Origin of the sequence: Arthrobacter zhaoxinii (genome assembly GCF_025244925.1) — a bacterium.
Classification (GTDB): Bacteria; Actinomycetota; Actinomycetes; order Actinomycetales; family Micrococcaceae; genus Arthrobacter_B; species Arthrobacter_B zhaoxinii.
The window spans coordinates 1,213,933-1,231,824 of record NZ_CP104275.1 but is presented as its reverse complement, the minus strand read 5'-3'; the positions used below and the strand labels follow the sequence as shown (position 1 = coordinate 1,231,824).

19 protein-coding genes are annotated in these 17,892 nt (G+C 67.0%); 3 read left to right on the top strand and 16 right to left on the bottom strand.

Annotated elements, in window-relative coordinates; translation table 11 throughout:
* Nucleotides 1-153: 153 nt before the first annotated feature.
* The 4 genes from N2K95_RS05765 to infC all read right to left on the bottom strand — a co-directional run bounded on the left by N2K95_RS05765 (nucleotide 154) and on the right by infC (nucleotide 3,176).
* Nucleotides 154-1,065, bottom strand: a complete 912-nt coding sequence (locus N2K95_RS05765; protein ID WP_260653294.1) for a TrmH family RNA methyltransferase — start codon at nucleotides 1,063-1,065, stop codon at nucleotides 154-156.
* A gap of 18 nt (nucleotides 1,066-1,083) precedes the next feature.
* Nucleotides 1,084-1,737: a 50S ribosomal protein L20, sunset domain variant gene (gene rplT / locus N2K95_RS05760; protein WP_255793486.1), complete on the bottom strand. Its 654-nt coding sequence runs from the start codon at nucleotides 1,735-1,737 to the stop codon at nucleotides 1,084-1,086.
* A gap of 121 nt (nucleotides 1,738-1,858) precedes the next feature.
* Complete coding sequence (gene rpmI, locus N2K95_RS05755; protein ID WP_230026300.1) at nucleotides 1,859-2,053, bottom strand: 50S ribosomal protein L35; 195 nt, start codon at nucleotides 2,051-2,053, stop codon at nucleotides 1,859-1,861.
* A 109-nt stretch (nucleotides 2,054-2,162) separates the two neighbouring features.
* Entirely contained in the window at nucleotides 2,163-3,176 is a 1,014-nt protein-coding gene (gene infC, locus N2K95_RS05750; RefSeq protein WP_260653293.1) for a translation initiation factor IF-3, read from the bottom strand.
* A 391-nt stretch (nucleotides 3,177-3,567) separates the two neighbouring features.
* On the opposite strand from infC, the gene N2K95_RS05745 reads away from it, so the two are divergent.
* Entirely contained in the window at nucleotides 3,568-3,996 is a 429-nt protein-coding gene (locus N2K95_RS05745; RefSeq protein ID WP_255793485.1) for a DUF1844 domain-containing protein, read from the top strand.
* Between the two features lie 109 nt (nucleotides 3,997-4,105).
* On the opposite strand, the gene N2K95_RS05740 is transcribed toward N2K95_RS05745, so the two are convergent.
* The 8 genes from N2K95_RS05740 to N2K95_RS05705 all read right to left on the bottom strand — a co-directional run bounded on the left by N2K95_RS05740 (nucleotide 4,106) and on the right by N2K95_RS05705 (nucleotide 10,211).
* Nucleotides 4,106-5,416 (bottom strand): MFS transporter, encoded by a 1,311-nt coding sequence (locus N2K95_RS05740; protein WP_260653292.1) that lies wholly within the window; start codon nucleotides 5,414-5,416, stop codon nucleotides 4,106-4,108.
* Nucleotides 5,417-5,450: 34 nt separating this feature from the next.
* Nucleotides 5,451-6,299, bottom strand: coding sequence for an SseB family protein (locus N2K95_RS05735; protein WP_260653291.1), 849 nt, complete (start codon nucleotides 6,297-6,299; stop codon nucleotides 5,451-5,453).
* Nucleotides 6,300-6,301: 2 nt separating this feature from the next.
* A complete protein-coding gene (priA, locus tag N2K95_RS05730; RefSeq protein ID WP_260653290.1) occupies nucleotides 6,302-7,051 on the bottom strand; it encodes a bifunctional 1-(5-phosphoribosyl)-5-((5-phosphoribosylamino)methylideneamino)imidazole-4-carboxamide isomerase/phosphoribosylanthranilate isomerase PriA in 750 nt (249 codons plus the stop codon).
* Nucleotides 7,052-7,073: 22 nt separating this feature from the next.
* The gene (locus N2K95_RS05725) at nucleotides 7,074-7,232 is read right to left on the bottom strand and encodes a hypothetical protein (protein WP_227924525.1); all 159 of its coding nucleotides are present in this window, start codon (nucleotides 7,230-7,232) and stop codon (nucleotides 7,074-7,076) included.
* A gap of 8 nt (nucleotides 7,233-7,240) precedes the next feature.
* Nucleotides 7,241-7,879 carry an imidazole glycerol phosphate synthase subunit HisH gene (gene hisH, locus N2K95_RS05720; protein WP_260653289.1) on the bottom strand — a complete coding sequence of 213 codons (639 nt, stop codon included), beginning with the start codon at nucleotides 7,877-7,879 and terminating at the stop codon, nucleotides 7,241-7,243.
* The gene (gene hisB, locus N2K95_RS05715) at nucleotides 7,876-8,493 is read right to left on the bottom strand and encodes an imidazoleglycerol-phosphate dehydratase HisB (RefSeq protein WP_255793480.1); all 618 of its coding nucleotides are present in this window, start codon (nucleotides 8,491-8,493) and stop codon (nucleotides 7,876-7,878) included. The genes hisH and hisB overlap by 4 nt, the downstream gene beginning before the upstream one ends.
* 168 nt (nucleotides 8,494-8,661) lie before the next feature.
* A complete protein-coding gene (locus tag N2K95_RS05710) occupies nucleotides 8,662-9,762 on the bottom strand; it encodes a histidinol-phosphate transaminase (protein WP_260653288.1) in 1,101 nt (366 codons plus the stop codon).
* Between the two features lie 62 nt (nucleotides 9,763-9,824).
* Nucleotides 9,825-10,211 (bottom strand): LysM peptidoglycan-binding domain-containing protein, encoded by a 387-nt coding sequence (locus tag N2K95_RS05705; protein WP_255793478.1) that lies wholly within the window; start codon nucleotides 10,209-10,211, stop codon nucleotides 9,825-9,827.
* Nucleotides 10,212-10,635: 424 nt separating this feature from the next.
* On the opposite strand from N2K95_RS05705, the gene lexA reads away from it, so the two are divergent.
* Nucleotides 10,636-11,430: a transcriptional repressor LexA gene (lexA, locus tag N2K95_RS05700; protein WP_407080122.1), complete on the top strand. Its 795-nt coding sequence runs from the start codon at nucleotides 10,636-10,638 to the stop codon at nucleotides 11,428-11,430.
* Between the two features lie 125 nt (nucleotides 11,431-11,555).
* Here the strand turns inward: lexA and N2K95_RS05695 are convergent, their stop codons facing one another.
* Nucleotides 11,556-13,601, bottom strand: a complete 2,046-nt coding sequence (locus N2K95_RS05695) for an ATP-dependent DNA helicase (RefSeq protein ID WP_260653287.1) — start codon at nucleotides 13,599-13,601, stop codon at nucleotides 11,556-11,558.
* Nucleotides 13,594-15,165, bottom strand: a complete 1,572-nt coding sequence (gene hflX, locus N2K95_RS05690; protein ID WP_260653285.1) for a GTPase HflX — start codon at nucleotides 15,163-15,165, stop codon at nucleotides 13,594-13,596. The genes N2K95_RS05695 and hflX overlap by 8 nt, the downstream gene beginning before the upstream one ends.
* Before the next feature lie 167 nt (nucleotides 15,166-15,332).
* Here hflX and N2K95_RS05685 point away from each other — a divergent pair, with 167 nt between their 5' ends.
* On the top strand, nucleotides 15,333-15,944 hold the full coding sequence (locus N2K95_RS05685) for a class I SAM-dependent methyltransferase (protein ID WP_260653284.1): 612 nt from the start codon (nucleotides 15,333-15,335) through the stop codon (nucleotides 15,942-15,944).
* Here the strand turns inward: N2K95_RS05685 and dapF are convergent.
* Complete coding sequence (dapF, locus tag N2K95_RS05680) at nucleotides 15,941-16,900, bottom strand: diaminopimelate epimerase (protein ID WP_260653283.1); 960 nt, start codon at nucleotides 16,898-16,900, stop codon at nucleotides 15,941-15,943. The two genes, N2K95_RS05685 and dapF, sit on opposite strands and share 4 nt — an antisense overlap.
* Entirely contained in the window at nucleotides 16,897-17,844 is a 948-nt protein-coding gene (gene miaA / locus N2K95_RS05675; protein WP_260653282.1) for a tRNA (adenosine(37)-N6)-dimethylallyltransferase MiaA, read from the bottom strand. Before miaA ends, dapF begins: the two co-directional genes overlap by 4 nt.
* Between the last annotated feature and the right edge of the window lie 48 nt (nucleotides 17,845-17,892).

Genomic DNA, 17,892 nt, shown 5'->3' with positions numbered 1-17,892 from the left:
GTTCGGCTGTCCGAAAGGTGCCCCTGTAAATACGCTACATGGCAGCAGCGCCCGCATCAGTAGTCGATGGGTAGCTCCTTGCTCCGCCCGCCGGGTACTCCCGGACGAGCCTGCAGCCGCATCAGCGGAGACCGCCATGGGCAAGTGCCTGGGCTATCCGTTCTGGGCGCGGGCGGACGCGTAGAGGCAGACCGTAGCTGCCGTGCCGACGTTCAGGCTCTCGGCGCGGCCGTAGAGCGGAACCGCTACGCGGTGGTCGGCTGCAGCCAGCTCGGTATCCGACAGGCCCTGGGCTTCATTGCCGAAGAGCCAGGCCGTGGGCTGTTCGAGCTGCGGCAGGGCGTCGTCGTCGCCGGCCCCGGTTCCCTCCGCGCCGTCAAAGCGGCGCACCGCACTGAGGTCCTGGAGCCGGTCCAGATTCACGTTGCCGTAGCCGTCGGCGGCGAGGACGGTGATGCCGGCGGCATGAACGGCGTCCATGACGGCGGCGAAATCTGCGCCGGTCACCACGGGCAGATGGAAGAGAGATCCTGCGGTGGAACGCACCGCTTTGGGGTTGTAGATATCGACGCTGGACGCGGTGAGCACCACGGCGTCCGCCCCGGCGGAATCAGCAGCCCGCAGCACGGTGCCGGCGTTGCCCGGATCCCGCACCTCGCACAGCACGGCAATGAGCCTGGCCCCGGAGGCCAGAACGTCCTCCAGCGTCGCGGTGGACACGTTGCAGACCGCCACGATGCCCTGCGGCGAAACGGTGTCGGCCATCGCGGCAAGGACTTCGTCGGTGGCCAGGCGAAGCGTCACGCCGCGGGCCAGATCAGCCAGTTCGGGAAGCCGGTCCAGGCACGCCTCGGTGGCATAGACCTCGTGGACGACGGCGGGAGCGCCGTCGGCCGCCGCCGCACGGTGCGCGGAGAGCGCCTCCCGTACGGCCTGCGGCCCTTCGGCCAGGAAGCGGCCGGTTTTTAAGCGCGAAGAGCGCCCGGCAAGCTTCGCTACATCGCGGACCCGATCAGCTCGGGGGTTGGACATAAGCGGTGCCTGCGGGCGCCCTTCAAGGTTCATCGGTTTGAGGAAACCGACTTAGCCCTGGAACTTCTGGCGGGATTCTCCGCCAGCAGGCTCCAGGCCTGCAGCCTTGGCAGCTTCAACGGAGTTGAACCAGTATTCGGCAACGGTCTGCTCGTACCAGGTCGAACCCGGGACGTGGTACTTGCCCGAACCCAGGTTGCCCTTGATGACGAAGCCTTCCGGGGCGTCGCCCTCGGAAGCCTTGAATCCGCCCTGAGCGGTGGCAACGGCAGCAGCCGGCTTCTCGGCGGCGGGGGCAGCAGCGGCCTTGGCAACCGGAGCAGCCTCGACGGCCGGAGCGGAGGTGTCGGACGGCAGTGCGTCCTTGGCGAGCTGGACCAGTGCGGCGAAGGCATTGGCGTCATTGACGGCCAGCTCAGCCAGCATGCGGCGGTCAACCTGGATCTCGGCCAGCTTCAGGCCCTGGATCAGGCGGTTGTAGGTCAGGCCGTTGGCGCGGGAAGCAGCGTTGATGCGCTGGATCCACAGGCGGCGGAAGTCGCCCTTACGCTTGCGGCGGTCGCCGTAGCTGTACACAAACGAGTGCAGCAGCTGCTCTTTGGCCTTACGGACCAGGCGCGAACGCTGTCCGCGGTAACCCTTGGCGCGCTCGAGAATAACCCGACGCTTCTTGTGGGCGTTAAGCGCCCGCTTCACACGTGCCACGTGCGTACTCCTTTTGGTAAATCTCCCCGACTTGGTAAGTCACTGCGCCTGGATGGCCCAGGAGCGGGGAAAGCTTTGATGGGGTGAGGCCGGCCCTTGTGGGACAGCCGTCGGGGATTAGTTAGATGCCGAGCATCTTCTTGATGACCTTGGCGTCCGCCGGTGACACGATCTTGTCGTTGGCAAGGCGGCGGGTCAGCGTGGAGGGCTTGTGCTCCAGGTAGTGGCGGCGGTTAGCCTGCTGGCGCTTGAGCTTGCCGGTACCGGTCAGCTTGAAGCGCTTCTTGGCGCCACTGTGGGTCTTCATCTTCGGCATGTCTACCGATCTCCTTTAGGTTTCCGCGGGCAGGCCCGCGGGGCTTCGGACACCTTGCGGGTGCCAGGGCTTTTTACTGGACGCCGGAACGAGGCGCAGAGCAGTAAAACTACTCTGCAGTTCCGGGCTTGTTCTGGCCGGTGGTCCCCCGCGAGGAGGACGGCTTGCCGGCAGGCTTCGGTGCTGCTGCAGGCTTGGGCCGGGCTGCCGGCTTGGGCGCAGGCTTTGCAGCGGTCGGCTTCGGCACCGCTGCAGGCTTCGGCGCTGCGGCAGGCTTCGCAGCTTCTGCCGGCTTGGCTGCCTCGGCGGGCTGGGCCGGAGCGGCAGCTGCAGGGGCAGGCGCTGCGGCCGGCCTGCTGGCTGCTGCCACACGGCGTGCCTCGGTTGCAGCCTTTTCGGCAGCTGCAGCCCTGGCCCGCTTAGCGGCCTGTTCCTTTTCAGCCTGTTCCTGCTCTGCGCGTGCCTTGTCGGCAGCTTCAGCGGAGGAACCCAGACGCAGTCCGTCCGGGAGCAGGTCCGCAAGGCTCTGCGTCATGGGAGCCTTCTCGGAAGAAGTATCCACGCGCGGCGGAGCCTCGCCGTTCTTCACTGCCTCGTTCGCAGCCTTGGCATCGGCCCGCTGCGTTGCGCGGCGGGCTTCGGCCTTGGCCTCGGCCTTGTTCTTCACCGGACCAATGACCATCACCATGTTGCGGCCGTCGATCCGCGGAGTGGACTCAACCACACCTACTTCAGCGACATCCTCAGCGAACTTGTTCAGCAGCTTCATACCCATTTCCGGGCGCTGCTGTTCACGTCCACGGAACTGGATCATGGCCTTGACCTTGTCACCGGCGGCCAGGAAGCGCATGGCGTGTCCGCGCTTGGTTTCGTAGTCGTGGGTGTCGATCTTCAGGCGGAAGCGGATTTCCTTCAGAACGGTGTTCGTCTGGTTCTTCCGGGCTTCGCGTGCCTTGACGGCGGCTTCGTACTTGTACTTGCCGAAGTCCATTAGTTTGCACACCGGAGGCTTGGCCTGCGGTGCTACCTCAACAAGATCCAGGTCAGACTCGGCAGCCAGACGAAGCGCGTCCTCAATCCGGACCACTCCGACCTGTTCGCCTGCCGGACCTACCAGCCGCACCTCGGGGACGCGGATTCGATCATTGATTCTTGGCTCGCTAATGTTGCAGCTCCTGTGTAGTTCAAAAACGGCTACCGCCTGCAAATGAAGAAGGCCTCCAATTGCAAGCGCAATCGAAGGCCCTGAGAGGGTCGGCAGTAGCCGCCGTCGAAGCCAGTTCGAAGGCAGTTAGCTCCCGGAATAAACCGCAGTAAAAACTGCAGCCCGTCCGGGGCCGACCTGAACCCGGCAACTCTGCCGCCTACAAGGGCGGTCAGGCTGACGCGGGTGGGAGGGTTCTCCGCTTGCATACCGGTGACGAAGCTTCCAGGAGGAAAGTGTGATTTTCATCCCGCCCGTGAAGGGCATTGAAAGTAACGACAACCAGTCGGTCTGTGACAAGCTTACCAGTATGAGTACCCCACAGAGCAATCCGGCAGGGGAAGCAACCCGCCACTCCTTCCCGGGAACGTCAGCAGAGTCCGAATCTGCCGCTGCAGCGCAGCAGGAAGTTGTCGAGCAGATGCGCGACATCGCCGAGGTGCCGGCCATCGAGGTCATTACGACGGCGGCCGTCCACCTGATGAGCGCGGCAGCCGTGAAGTGCGGCCTGGCCGAAGGCGACGACGCCGAAGAGCTCAAGGACCTGGATGAGGCCCGCAAGCTGATCACCGCCCTCGCCGGTTTTGTCACCGCGGCCGCCCCGGAGATCGGCAGCCAGCATGCCGGGCCGTTGCGCGACGGGCTCCGTTCGCTGCAGCTGGCCTTCCGCGAAGCTTCGATTCTCCAGGACGCTCCGGGCAAGGGCCCGGGCGAGAAGTTCACCGGTCCCGTCAGCTAGGCATCGCCGCCCCTCCCCTGCTTTCTCCCTTTATAGGCCCGAAGAGCCTGACCCCGGCCGATGCGCCGGACCGCGGATATCCGCGGACAGGCTCTTCGGGCTTTCCTTTTTACGCAGCGCGGACGGGGCGCCGCACGAAGCGCCGGACCGTCAGCGTCAGCAGGACCAGCAGGGAGGCAGCGCCGCCGGCCATCAGGAAGCCGGACCAGGGGCCGATGACGTCGATGGCCAGACCTGCCACAGGAGCGCCAAGGGCCGTTCCGGCAGTCATCGACGAGCCGTACCAGCCCATGGCTTCGCCCCGCCGTTCCTCTGACACGAGGTCAGCCACCCGCTCGGATGCCGAGGACAGCACGGGCGCGCAGAGCAGGCCCGCGGGAATGCAAAGCAGCGCAAGGCTGAGCGTTCCGGTGGCGAAGGCCATCGGCATGGTCAGGACGGCCATGGTCAGCAGGAGCAGCATCGGCGAGATCCGGCGGTTCATGGCTCCGTAGAGAATCCCGCCGATAGCGGAGGCCGCGCACCATGCGACAAACACGATGCCGACCTCGGACGGGTTTCCGCCGGTTTCCACCAGCGCCACAATGCCGACGTCGGTACTCGACAGCAGCAGCCCGGCGCCCACGGAAACGGCAAACACCACCGCCACGCTCGGAGTGAACCAGCCGAAGTTCCCCGCGAGGCCGTTCCGCAGCCTGCCGAAAAGATTCTGCGGCCCGTCCGGCAGGCCAGCCCCGGTCAGTTCCATCGGTGCTTCCTGCACGTTTGCCGGGGTCACGGCGACGGCGGCGGCCGCCGCAGCGTCCTGCTCATCCGCTGCGGTCACGGCGTTCCGGGGTTCCGCGGACCTGGTCGGCGGGTTGAACCACATCAGCAGCACCCCCGCTACTGCGGAGGACACCCCCACTGCGGTAAGTCCGACGACCGACGAACGCGTTGCGATGACCGCGCCCAGGGCAGGACCCATCATGAAAATGAGCTCCGTGGCGATGGAATCCAGCGCGAAGGCCGTGCGACGCTGCTCACCGGTGGCCAGGACACCGAGCGACTGCCGCACGACGCTGAAAACCGGAAGGGTGAACACGCCGCCGATCAGCGCCAGCACCAGCAGCCACTCGAAACTGGCATGCGGAGCAATGCTCCAGATAACCGCTTCGGCAATGACCGAGGGAATCAGTGCGCGCCTCAGGCCCACAGTGTCCACACGGCGGCCCCGCCAGGGGGCACCCACCGCGATGCCGATGGTGACGACGGCAGCGACCGCACCTGCGGCCGCGTAGCCCCGGTCCATGGTGTTGACCACGTGCAGGGTCAGCAGGACGCCGGCGGCGGAATGCGGGAATCGGGCGATCATCCCGATCAGCAGGACACGGCGGATGGGGGCTATCCGCAGCATTTCGCGGTACAGGCCAAAATTCACGGCGGTTCTCTTCTGGCGGGCTACGCCGGACGGGTCAGCGCGTTATTTTCAGATCCAGTGAATCCACGCGCTCAACAAACTCGGGGTTGGCAGTCAGGCGCTGCTGCAGGCCGGCCGCCAGGGCGGCGATGTCCTGCGGATCCAGTCCGGGCGCAAGCTGAAGCACCATTCTAAGCTCGGGACCGGCCCCGCCTCCTGCCACCGGCGCACCGCCGGCGGTCCGCGACGCAGTGCCGGGTCCCTGCTGCAGGAGAACCGCTCTGATCCGGGGGTCCGGCGCGGCGGCGGCTTCGGCCATGGCCGCCAGTCCGGCGTCGGCGTAGGAGGGCGTCCACTCCTGCTGCTGGGCGAGCGCCCACATGGCCGGACGCCGCACCACAAAGGTGAAATCGGCACCGGGGTCAATGACCAGCAGCTGGGCGTCTTCGGCCACGGCGGACAGTGCTGCACGGTTGGCATAGACCGCCACCGGCCGGGCTTCGGAATGCCAGCGTTCCAGGGCGGCCACCGAGGTGAACACGGGCAGCGCCTTGCGTCCGTCCGGAGCGGTCAGCGATACCAGCGCCATGTCTGCCTGCTTGTCCGCGGTCAGGCCGTGGTCCGATTCGGCTTCCTCGCCGAGCACCGCAACGATCGGTACGAAAACGCGGGCGGTGGCGAGCGCTGCGACGACGTCTGCTTCGCTGCCGGTCCCGGCAATCAGCTTCGACAGGGCTGCCGTGTAACCGGCGTCGGCCTCGCCGTTGTCGGCGTCGAAGTTATGCAGCGGATTTCCCTCGCCGGCGAGATCGCGTCCGGACCAGGCCCGTCCCGCGGAGTCGGCGGGACCGCCCGCCCCGGCCAGGGCGGCAGCGATGTGGCCGGGCAGTTCACGTGCGGCCATGCTCAGCGTTCCGGGTGCCCGGCGACGTCGAAGGCCTGCGGCAGCGTGAACGCGCCGGCGTAGAGTGCCTTGCCCACGATGGTGCCCTCCAGGCCGAGCGGAACCAGTTCCCGCAGCGCTGCCAGGTCATCGAGGCTCGAGATGCCGCCGGACGCGACGACGGGACGGTCGGTGCGCTTGAGCACCTCGCGGAGCAGGTCCAGATTGGGTCCCCGGAGCGTGCCGTCCTTCGTGACGTCGGTAACCACGTAACGCGCGCAGCCGGCTTCTTCGAGCCGGGCCAGGACCTCCCAGAGGTCTCCGCCTTCCTGGGTCCAGCCGCGGGCGGCGAGGGTGGTGCCGCGGACGTCGAGGCCGACGGCGATCGCGTGGCCGTAGCGGGCAATGGCGCTGGCGGTCCATCCCGGGTTCTCCAGGGCGGCCGTGCCGAGATTGACCCGGGTGGCCCCCAGTTCCAGGGCCTTCTCCAGGGACTCGTCGTCGCGGATGCCGCCGGAGAGTTCCACCTTGATATCCATTGCCTTCACCACGCGGCTGAGCAGGTCAAGATTGGAGCCCCGTCCGAAGGCGGCGTCGAGGTCCACGAGGTGGACCCATTCGGCGCCGTCGTTCTGCCAGGCCAGGGCCGCATCCAGCGGATCGCCGTAGCTGGTCTCGCTGCCCGCTTCGCCCTGCACGAGGCGCACGGCTTTGCCGTCCGCGACATCCACGGCAGGCAGGAGTTCAAGGACGGGGGTTTCGCTGAAGGGCATGTGACGGCTTTCGGTGGTGGGGTCAGGAGAGGTCGAGGGTCAGCAGGTAGGCACCCAGCAGGGCCATTCCGGCCAGGACCCAGAAACTGATAACGATGATTTTGGACATGCCCTGGCTGCGGAAGGACACCGCTCCGCCGATCAGCAGTCCGGCCAGGCCCATAAGGATAACGCTCCACATATCGGTGCCTAGCCCAGGGTCTTGAGCCAGTTGTTCAGCAGCGCCGCACCGGCGTCGCCGGACTTTTCCGGATGGAACTGGGTGGCCGACAGCGCACCGTTCTCCACCGCGGCGATGAACGGTCCGCCGTGGTCCGCCCAGGTGACCTGCGGCGGGCGCATGGCCGGCTGCGTGACATCGAAGTCCCACTTCTGCACGCCGTAGCTGTGCACAAAGTAGAACCGCTGGTCCTCGATGCCTTCGAACAGGGCCGAGCCTTCCGGCGGGGCTACGGTGTTCCAGCCCATGTGCGGGACGACGTCGGCGGCAAGGCGCTCGACGACGCCGGGCCACTCCCCCATGCCCGGAGTCCGGACGCCGTGTTCGACGCCTTCATCGAAGAGGACCTGCAGGCCCACGCAGATGCCCAGGACCGGGCGCCCGCCGGCCACGCGGCGTCCGATCATGCGGATCGCGTCCACGTCCTTTAGTCCCTGCATCACGGCGGCAAATGCTCCGACCCCGGGCACCACGAGTCCGTCGGCGTTCAGCACGTCGTCGGGTTTGGCGCTGAGCGTAACGTTCGCGCCGGCGTGCTCCAGGGCACGGACGGCGGAGCGGATGTTGCCCGAACCGTAGTCCAGGACGGTGACGTTGCGGGGACTCACAGTGCTCCCTTCGTGGAGGGGATGCCCTCGACGCGCGGATCGGATTCGATGGCCGCACGCAGGGCGCGGGCGAAGGCCTTGAACTGGGCCTCGACGATGTGGTGCGGATCGCGGCCGCCGAGGACCCGCATGTGCAGGCAGATCTGGGCGTGCAGGGTGATGGCCTCAAACACGTGGCGGGTCAGCGACCCGGTGAAGTGTCCGCCGATCAGGTGGTATTCCTGGCCGGCAGGCTCCCCGGAGTGCACCAGGTACGGCCGCCCGGAAATATCGACCACGGCGTTGGCCAGCGCCTCGTCCAGCGGCACGGTGGCTTCACCGAACCGCCGGATGCCGGCCTTGGTGCCGAGCGCGGTCTTCAGCGCCTCGCCGATGCTGATCGCAATGTCCTCCACGGTGTGGTGGACGTCGATATGTGTGTCGCCGGTGGCCCGCACCGTGAGGTCCATCAGGGAGTGCTTGGCCAGCGCCGTCAGCATGTGGTCATAGAACGGCACCGAGGTGCTGATGTCGGCGCGGCCGGTGCCGTCCAGGTCCAGCTCGACAATGACGGACGATTCGCTGGTGGTCCGCTCTAGGCGGGCGGTGCGTCCGGTGGCGGTCTCCACAGTCATGGGGTTCCTTCACGAAGATCGGGGTCGGGGCAATAGGCAAAGCCCCGGCAGGTCATCAGTTTAGTCCCGAACGCGCCGACTCCCCGAAACCGCCGCCATCGAGGGACATGGAGGGTGCGCGGCCGGGTTCCGGCCTGCGCAGCCCGGAGTGTCCCTTCGGCGGGCGGCTCAGGCCGGCAGCAGTTGCCGCAGCGTGTCCAGGAACGCGGTGGTTTCGGCCTCGGTGCCTGCCGTGACGCGCAGGTGGCCTTTGATGCCGACGTCCCGGACCAGGACCCCTGCTTCGAGCAGCCCTTCCCACACGGCGCGGGGGTTTTCCAGTCCGCCGAACAGGACGAAGTTGGAATCCGACGGTGCCGGTTCCAGCCCGAGTCCGCGCAGTTCCGCTACGATCCGGTCCCGCTGGCCCTTGATGTCCTCGACGTTGGAGAGCAGCGCGTCGGCATGGGTGAGGGCGGCATTCGCAGTCGCCTGCGTGATTGCCGACAGGTGGTAGGGCAGCCGGACCAGGCGCAGGGCGTCGGCGATCTGGGGTGCCGCCGCGAAGTAGCCGATGCGGGCGCCCGCCAGGGCAAAGGCCTTGGACATGGTGCGGGAGATGATCAGCCGCTCCCGTCCGGGGAGCAGCTGCAGGGCGCTGGGGGTGTCCGCGTGGGAGAACTCCGCGTACGCCTCGTCGACAATAACGACGGCGTTGGAGGCTTCGCCTGCCTCGTAGGCCGCTTCAATGACGTCCAGCCCGAGTGCGGTTCCGGTCGGATTGTTGGGCGTGCAGAGGATCACGATGTTGGGTGCCTGTGCCCGGATCTGCTCCGCTGCCGAGTCCGCGCTGAGGGAGAAGTCGGATTCCCTCGTGCCGGTGACGTAGGTAGTGCCGGTGCCGCTGGAGAGCAGCGGGTACATGGAGTACGTGGGAGGAAAGCTCATGGCTGTCCGGCCGGGTCCGCCGAAGGCCTGAAGGATCTGCTGCAGGACCTCATTGGAGCCGTTGCCGGCCCAGATATTCTCCGCCGCCAGTCCGTGCCCAAGATATTTGGCCAGGTTTTCTCGCAGCTGGGTGAATTCGCGGTCCGGATACCGGTTCAGGCCGCCGACTACCGATTCGATTTCGGCCATGATTGCCCGGCGCACATGCCCGGGCAGTCCATGGGTATTTTCGTTGACGTTCAGCAGGACCGGCACATCCAGCTGCGGAGCGCCGTACGGGGTCAGGCCGCGCAGATCATCGCGCAGGGGAAGTCGGTTCAGGTTTTCCAGCTGTTCGTTCACCACTACAGCTTAGGACCTTCCACCGGGACGGTGCACTGAGGTTGCCCTGAGGGCGGAACCGGTTACCGCGAGACCGGGACGTACAGCTGGCGTCCGGCGGGGACAGTGGTATCGGCCAGGTTGTTGAGTTCCACAATGTCGGCGACGACGGTGCGGGGATCCTGTTCCGGAGCGAATTCGGTGGCCAGCGACCACAGGGAGTCTCCGGCGGAAACACTCACCTGGATGGCGCGGGTCTCTTCGGGCGAGCCTCCGGACGCCATGGCCGGGGCTGTGAAGAACCCGATGAAGGCCAGCAGGGCAGCGGCCGCGAGCATCAGGGGCACGCCCACCAGGACCAGCCTGCCGCGGCGGGTGAGGCGCAGCCGTGCGGATTCCCGGGCAGCCGCCTCGGGCGCAACGCTCCGGGCCGGCGTGATGGTGGTAAAGGGAAGTACGTGTACTGACATGTCAATACCTTTCCGGTCCGAAGTGCTGCTGTGCCGGTCCCGGACCTTCCCGCACTAGCACCGGAAAAACACCCTGGATCGAAACTGCATTCGAACATCTGGTTGGCCCGCCGAGGTGTCGGTGGGCCGTACTCGAACGTATGTTCTAAGTTGTACTCGAACATTTCTAGCACTTATCTACGAACATTGTCGAGACTCGCTCGAATATATGTTTGAAAATTCCTTTGCGCTCCCCTAGCGTTGAACCTGTTGGAAGCGGCTGGAACCAACTAACCATCCGCCACTGACAAAACAGCCCGGCGCATAAACAGCCGAACCCCGCACGAAAAAGACCTCCGCACGAAGAATCACCGCAGAACACACCTGATATACCGCTAGAACCATCCGGCCCGCGTCCACGGGCCGATTGTGAAGGGAAGCCGACGTGGCCCGTGTTACCAATGGCAGCACCCCCTCCCCTGCCGCGCCGTCGCCGGCAGGCCGCACCAAGGGGCTGACCGCCCGTCAGACCAAGATCCTGGAGACGATTCAGCGTTCGGTGAACGCCAACGGATACCCGCCGTCCATGCGGGAAATCGGTGACATTGTCGGTCTCGCCAGCCTTTCCAGCGTCACCCACCAGCTGAGCCAGCTGGAGAAGCTGGGGTATATCCGCCGGGATCCCAAGCGCCCCCGCGCAATGGAAATCCTCGTCCCGCTCCTGCTCCGCGATGCCCCCGCACGCCGAAGCAACGCCGGTGCGGCAGAGGCAGGCACCACGCGGGCGCCTGCGGAGGCGAACGGCGCCGCTGAGGGAAGCGGCAAGGCCGCAGCAAAGAGCGTCTCCGACCTCACCACCGCAATTGACACGGCCATGGTTCCGCTGGTCGGACGGATCGCCGCCGGCGGTCCCATCCTCGCGGACCAGCAGGTCGAAGAGATGGTTCCCCTTCCGCGCCAGCTCGTCGGGCACGGCGACCTCTTTATGCTCCGCGTCGCCGGCGACTCCATGGTGGATGCGGCCATCTGCGACGGCGACTGGGTGGTTGTGCGGCGTCAGCCCACCGCTGAAAACGGTGACATTGTTGCGGCCCTGCTCGAGGATGAAGCCACGGTGAAAACCTTCCGGCAGCGCAACGGACACACCTGGCTGCTGCCTCAGAACACCCGCTACGAGCCGATCCTCGGCGACGAAGCCACCATCATGGGCAAGGTCGTATCGGTCATGCGTTCGCTCTAGACGCTCTGGGACAGCCCGTACGAAGCAAACAAAAAGCAGCGCCGCCGGCAACTTCCTGCCGGCGGCGCTGCTTTTTTGTTCTGCGTTCCTGCCCTGCCCGGGTTTCCATCCTGCCGGGGCAGCGGCTACTTCTTCGAGCCCGCCGGTTCCGCCGCGAGCCGCTGCAAGGCCTGGAGCACCACGGAACGGTCGGTGGTTGACCAGAAGGGCGGCAGGGCCGCGCGCAGGAAACTGCCGTAGCGGGCGGTGGCGAGGCGTGAGTCCAGGATGGCCACGACTCCCCTGTCACCGGAGGCGCGGATCAGCCGGCCGGCTCCCTGGGCCAGCCGGACGGCGGCATGGGTGGCTGAGACGCTCATGAAGCCGTTTCCGCCGGCCTTCGCGACCGCCCGGGTCCGGGCGGTCATCAGGGGATCGTCGGGGCGCGGGAACGGAATCCGGTCAATGATCACCAGCCGGCATGACGCTCCCGGAACGTCCACGCCCTGCCACAGCGACATGGTTCCGAACAGGCAGGTCGCGTCGTCGTCGGCAAACTGCTGGACCAGGGCGGACATGGTGGATTCCCCCTGGCAGAGGATCGGGAAGTCCACCCGTGACCGCAGGACATCGGCGGCTTCCTCCGCCGCCCGGCGGGAGGAGAACAACCCCAAAGCGCCGCCGCCCGAGGCCTTGATCAGCGCCTCCAGTTCATCCAGCTGCTCTTCAGACGTACCGCGTCCGGGTTTCGGCAGGTCCTTCGCCACGTACAGGACGCCCTGCCGGGGATAGTCAAAGGGGCTTCCGACGTCGGTGCCGGTCCATTTCGGCGCACCGGTGCCCAGCAGTCCCAGGGCTCCGGCGACGGGACCGAATTCCGCGCCGATGGCCAGGGTGGCCGAGGTCAGCACCACGGTGTGCCCGTCAAACAGGCCTTCGCGCAGCCGCCCGGCTACGGACAGCGGCGCGACGTTGATGGTGGGCGCGGCATCTTCTTCCGGCGCGGTGTAACCGGCCCCGGGAGAGAAGGTGCTGGCACGCGAGGCCCAGAGCACCTCCCCTGAATTCACTGCGTCCAGGATGCGTTCGCACAGTTCCAGGACCGCCATCAGCCGGGAGCGTGCCATCTGGCGGCCGCCGTCAACGGAGTCGGAGCCTTCGGGCTTGGAATCGGACAGGGCAGTACGGCAGGCTTCCCGCACCTGTCCGAGCACCAGTTCCTGGTCTTCGGACAGTCCTGCCGCCAGCAGGCCCGAGGGGACCGGTGCGAACACCAGGTCGAAGGCCCGTCCGGCAGCGGCCAGGGGCTCCATGGTCGCGGAAGTGTGCTTGCGTGCGGCGGAAACCGCTGCGGAGATGATGGTCCCTGAGAGCTGCCCGGTGACGGCGCCGGTGACCCGGTCCTGCAGTTCATGGGCCTCGTCGATCACCACCACGTCATAGTCGGGCAGGACCGCGAGGCCTTCGAAGGCGCTGATCGCCAGCATGGCGTGGTTGGTGATCACCAGATCCGCTTCGGCGGCCTTGGCCCGGGCACGTTCGCTGAAGCACAGCTCGGCAACCGGGCACTTCTGGGCGCCCAGACACTCCATCGAGGTGACGGACACCTGGCGCCAGGCCTTGTCGCTGACGCCCGGCAGCAGCTCGTCGCGGTCTCCGGTTTCCGTCTCCTGTGCCCATTCCTGCAGCCGGACGACGTCGCGCCCCAGGGCGGAGCTCGGTCCGGCGGTCGGTGCCGGGTGCGAAACGGCCTGCTCGTCGCCCAGCAGGAACAGCGTCCCGGCTTCGTCTTCTTCCGGGAAGCCGCCGCCGGTCTTGTGCAGGCAGACGTAGTTGCTGCGGCCCTTGAGCAGGGCAACATCAACCTCCCGCGGAAGCTTCGGCTCGAGGGTCTTCAGCAGGCGCGGGAGGTCACGTCCCACAATCTGGGACTGCAGGGCGAGGGTGGCGGTGGAGACCAGTGCAGGCTTGTCGCTCTCCAGGGCATGCGCAATCAGCGGCACCAGATAGGCCAGGGACTTGCCTGTGCCGGTTCCGGCCTGGACCAGCAAGTGGTCGCCGGACTCGATGGCCTCAGCCACCTGCCGGGCCATCTCATGCTGGCCCGGGCGGTTTTGCCCGCCCATGGCAGAAACCGCTGTATCAAGCAGTTCGAGGACCTGCGCAGGCCCCTGTGTGCCCTTCCTACCCATGGGCCACGAACGGCTCCAGCTCCGCTGCCAGCCCTTCACGAACCCTGACGTGCAGCCGGGTGCCGGCCTCGCCGTGCTCCAGTGCCAGGATTTCCGCGTCCTGCTGGTGGAGCCGGGAAACGACGTCGCCCCGCTCGTAAGGCACCAGCAGTTCCAGGTCCACGCCGGGACGAGGAATGCCCTCGGAGATCGCCTGCAGCAGCTCGGGGATGCCTTCGCCGGTGCGGGCGGACACCACGACGTGCCGGGACTCGCGCTGACGGAGCCGTTCGAGCACGAACGGATCCGCGGCGTCGGCCTTGTTCAGCACGATGATCTCCGGAATCTTGCGCGCATCAACCTCGCTCAGGACGGTGCGGACGGCCGCGATCTGGCCCTCCGGATCCGGGTGCGAGGCATCGACCACGTGCAGGATGAGATCGGCGTCGGCCACTTCCTCCAGCGTTGAGCGGAAGGCTTCAACCAGCTGGGTGGGCAGCGACCGGACGAAGCCGACCGTGTCTGCCAGCGTGTAACCGATGCCGTCTTCGGTCTGGGCCTTGCGGATGGTGGGGTCCAGGGTGGCGAACAGCGCGTTCTCCACCAGCACCCCGGCGTCGGTGAGCCGGTTCAGCAGCGAGGACTTGCCGGCGTTGGTGTAGCCGGCAATGGCTACTGAGGGCACCGAGTTGCGGTGACGGTTGGCCCGCTTGGTTTCGCGTGCCGGCTTCATGGCGGCGATTTCGCGGCGCAGCTTGGCCATCCGGGTGCGGATCTTCCGGCGGTCCAGTTCAATCTTGGTTTCGCCGGGGCCGCGCGAGCCCATGCCGGCGCTGGCGCTGCCGACCTGGCCGCCTGCTTGGCGGGACATGGATTCGCCCCAGCCGCGCAGGCGCGGCAGCAGGTATTCCAGCTGGGCCAGTTCCACCTGGGCCTTGCCCTCGCGGGACTTCGCATGCTGGGCAAAGATGTCCAGGATCAGTGCCGTCCGGTCAATGACCTTGACCTTGACGATGTCTTCCAGCCCGCGTCGCTGGGACGGGGCCAGCTCACTGTCGACGATGACCGTATCGGCACCGGTGGCCATCACGATCTCTTTGAGTTCCTGCGCCTTGCCGGAGCCCAGGAACGTGCCCGGATCCGGCTTCGGCCGGCGCTGGATGATTCCGTCGAGGACTTCCGATCCTGCGGTTTCCGCCAGTGCGGCGAGTTCCTTCAGGGAGTTTTCGGCGTCGGCTGCGGTGCCTTCGCTCCACAGGCCTGCGAGGACAACCCGCTCCAGCCGCAGCTGGCGGTATTCAACCTCGGTGACGTCCTCGAGTTCGGTGGAGAGGCCTGCGACGCGGCGCAGTGCGCGGCGTTCGGCCAGATCCTGCTGCTCACCGTCGTGGGACGAGTGCTCGGCGTCGCTGTCGGACAGTGCCAGGGCGCGCCCGCGCGGAGAATCACCGGCAGCGGCGGACTTGGTTTCCACCGCGCTGTCCTTGGCGAGGATCCTGTCGATGACCCCTTGGATGTCCGAAGGGCTCAGTTCCGGCGTGGAGCTGTCCGCAGAATCCATGGCGCGGGAGTTGTTGATGGTCATAATCTCCTTAGTGGGACTTGCTTCTATGGTAGGCCAGTGCACCGACAAACTATTAGGTACGCAACCTTCTGCGCAATGGATGCCTGCTCTGCCCACCGTGTTATACAACCCGTCCGGCTGCCCGTAAATTCCTTGTCCTGCCCCTCGACCGACTAATCTGGACTGTTATGGGTTCAGACCACTACTTCTCCTCCACACCGTCCGGACCCGAGGTCCGCAGGCCCCTGCGCGTGAGCCTCAACGGGGCCGAACGGACACTCCAGAGCGCCGGCGGAATCTTCAGCCCGGACGGGATCGACAAGGGCACAGCCGTCCTTCTAGAGGAGGTCCCGGCGCCGCCGGCAACGGGCAACCTTCTGGACATCGGCTGCGGCTGGGGTCCCATCGCGCTGACCCTGGCATTGAAATCCCCTGCCGCGCGGGTCTACGCCGTCGACGTCAATGAGCGCAGCCTCGGGCTGACCCGGGACAACGCAGCGGCACTGGGCTGTGAAAATATCATCGCCGCCCTGCCCGCGGATGTAGATCCTGAACTGCGCTTCGACACCATCTGGTCCAACCCGCCCATCCGGATCGGGAAGGACGAGCTGCATGCCCTGCTGCTGCTCTGGCTGCCCCGCCTGGCGCCGGGCGGAACCGCCTGGCTGGTGGTGCAGAAGAACCTGGGCTCGGACTCGCTGCAGCGCTGGCTCGCCGAGACCCTGCCCGCCGGGTTCGCGGTTTCCCGCCACAGCACGGCCAAGTCCTTCCGGGTCCTGAAAGTGGAACGCAGCGCCTAAAGCAGGGTTCCGCGTGCCACCAGCACGGCCGGGCCGCTCAGCTCAACATGTTCGCGGCCGTCCGGTCCGGTGAGGAAACGGACGCCGACGACGCCGCCCGGGACCGTTACGGCCCAGTCATCCGGCGCTCCGGCTCCCGCCCAGAACCGGGTGGCGACGGCGGCAGCGCAGGCGCCGGTGCCGCAGGAAAGGGTCTCCCCCACTCCGCGCTCGTGTACGCGCATGGTCACCAGCCCCACGCCGTCCTCGACGAGCGGCTCTGCCGGAACCACGAACTCCACGTTGGTTCCGTTTTCGGGCTCGGGCTGCACGGACGGGGCCTGCGTCAGGTTGGTCACGGCGAGTTCGGACAGCTCGGCGAGGGCAACGACGGTGTGCGGGTTGCCCATGCTGACCGACAGGCCGGGGCGGGGCACTTCCAGGCCGTCCGCATTGACCACGGTGTCCATGGACTTGGCAGCCGCGTGGTCGGGGTAAATGAACTCCCAGGGACCCATATCCACTGCATAGCCGCCCGCAGTGCGGGTCACGGTCTTGAGTCCGGCCCGGGTGCCGATCGTCAGGCTCCCGCCCTCCGCCAGCTCCGCCAGGCCTTCTTCCAGCAGGAAGTGCACGAAAACGCGCACGCCGTTGCCGCACATTTCCGAGACGCTGCCGTCCGAGTTCCGGTAGTCCATGAACCACTGTGCTTCGGGAGCACCTTCCAGCAGCACCCGGCCTTCGGGAACGTGCTCCGACCGGACGGCGCGGATAAAGCCGTCTCCGCCCACGCCGCGGTGCCGGTCGCAGAGCGCGGCCACGTCTGCTGCGGCCAGCTCATGGGCGCCGTGGGGATCGGCCACCAGCACAAAGTCGTTGCCGGTGCCGTGCCCCTTCGCGAAGGGCAGCCCGGCAAGGGAAACGGGCAGGCCGGAGGCGGACAGGGACGCGGCGGAAGCAGCAGAAGTGTTGGTCACCTATCAAGGATACTGGCCGGGAATGCCTGACGGACGGCCGCCGCGGCCCGGGCGGGAAGATCCGGGTCGTTGTGCTCCAGCCAGGTGATCCGGGGATCGGCCCGGAACCAGGTCAGCTGGCGGCGGGCAAACTGGCGGGTGGCCACCACCGTCGCCTCGGCTGCTTCCGCCACGGAGGACTTTCCGTCCAGGACGGCCAGGAACTGGGCGTAGCCGAGGGCACGGGAGGCGGTCCGTCCGGTCCGCAGCCCCGCGGGCTCCAGCCGCCGGACCTCTTCCAGCAGCCCCTGCTCCACCATGGTGTCCACGCGGCGGGCCAGCCGCTGGTGCAGGACCGGCCGCTCCACGCTCAGCCCGATCTGCACGGCAGGCGTGACGTACTGGCGCGCGGGCATAAAGGAACTGAAGCGGCGTCCCGTCAGTTCGATGACTTCCAGTGCCCGCACCACGCGCCGGGCGTCTGAGATCCGTCCGGCGGAGACCGGGTCCGCGTCCTGCAGCCGGGCCTGCAGGGCGGGCAGGCCCCGTGCCGCGAGTTCGGCTTCGAGGCGGGCACGGATGGCGGGATCGGTGCCGGGGAATTCCAGGACGTCGAGTGCGGCGCGGACGTACAGGCCGGAGCCGCCCACGAGGATGGGGAAGCTGCCCCGCCCTCGGATCTCGTCAACAAGCGTCCGCGCGGAGCTTTGGAACGCGGAGACGCTGGCTTCGTCGGTGACGTCCAGAATGTCCAGCAGGTGGTGGGGCACGCCGCGGCGTTCAGCGACGGTGATTTTCGCGGTGCCGATGTCCATGCCCCGGTAGAACTGCATGGAGTCGGCGTTGATCACCTCGCCGCCCAGTTCCAGCGCCAGGGCGACGCCGAGGTCGGACTTGCCGGAACCGGTGGGTCCGACGACGGCGATTACCGGGCGTTCAGCGGCGGATGGCGCAGGAGTAGTCATGTTAGGCATTGAAAGGTTTCCGTAGACGGTTTGGGTTGGCTTCACCGG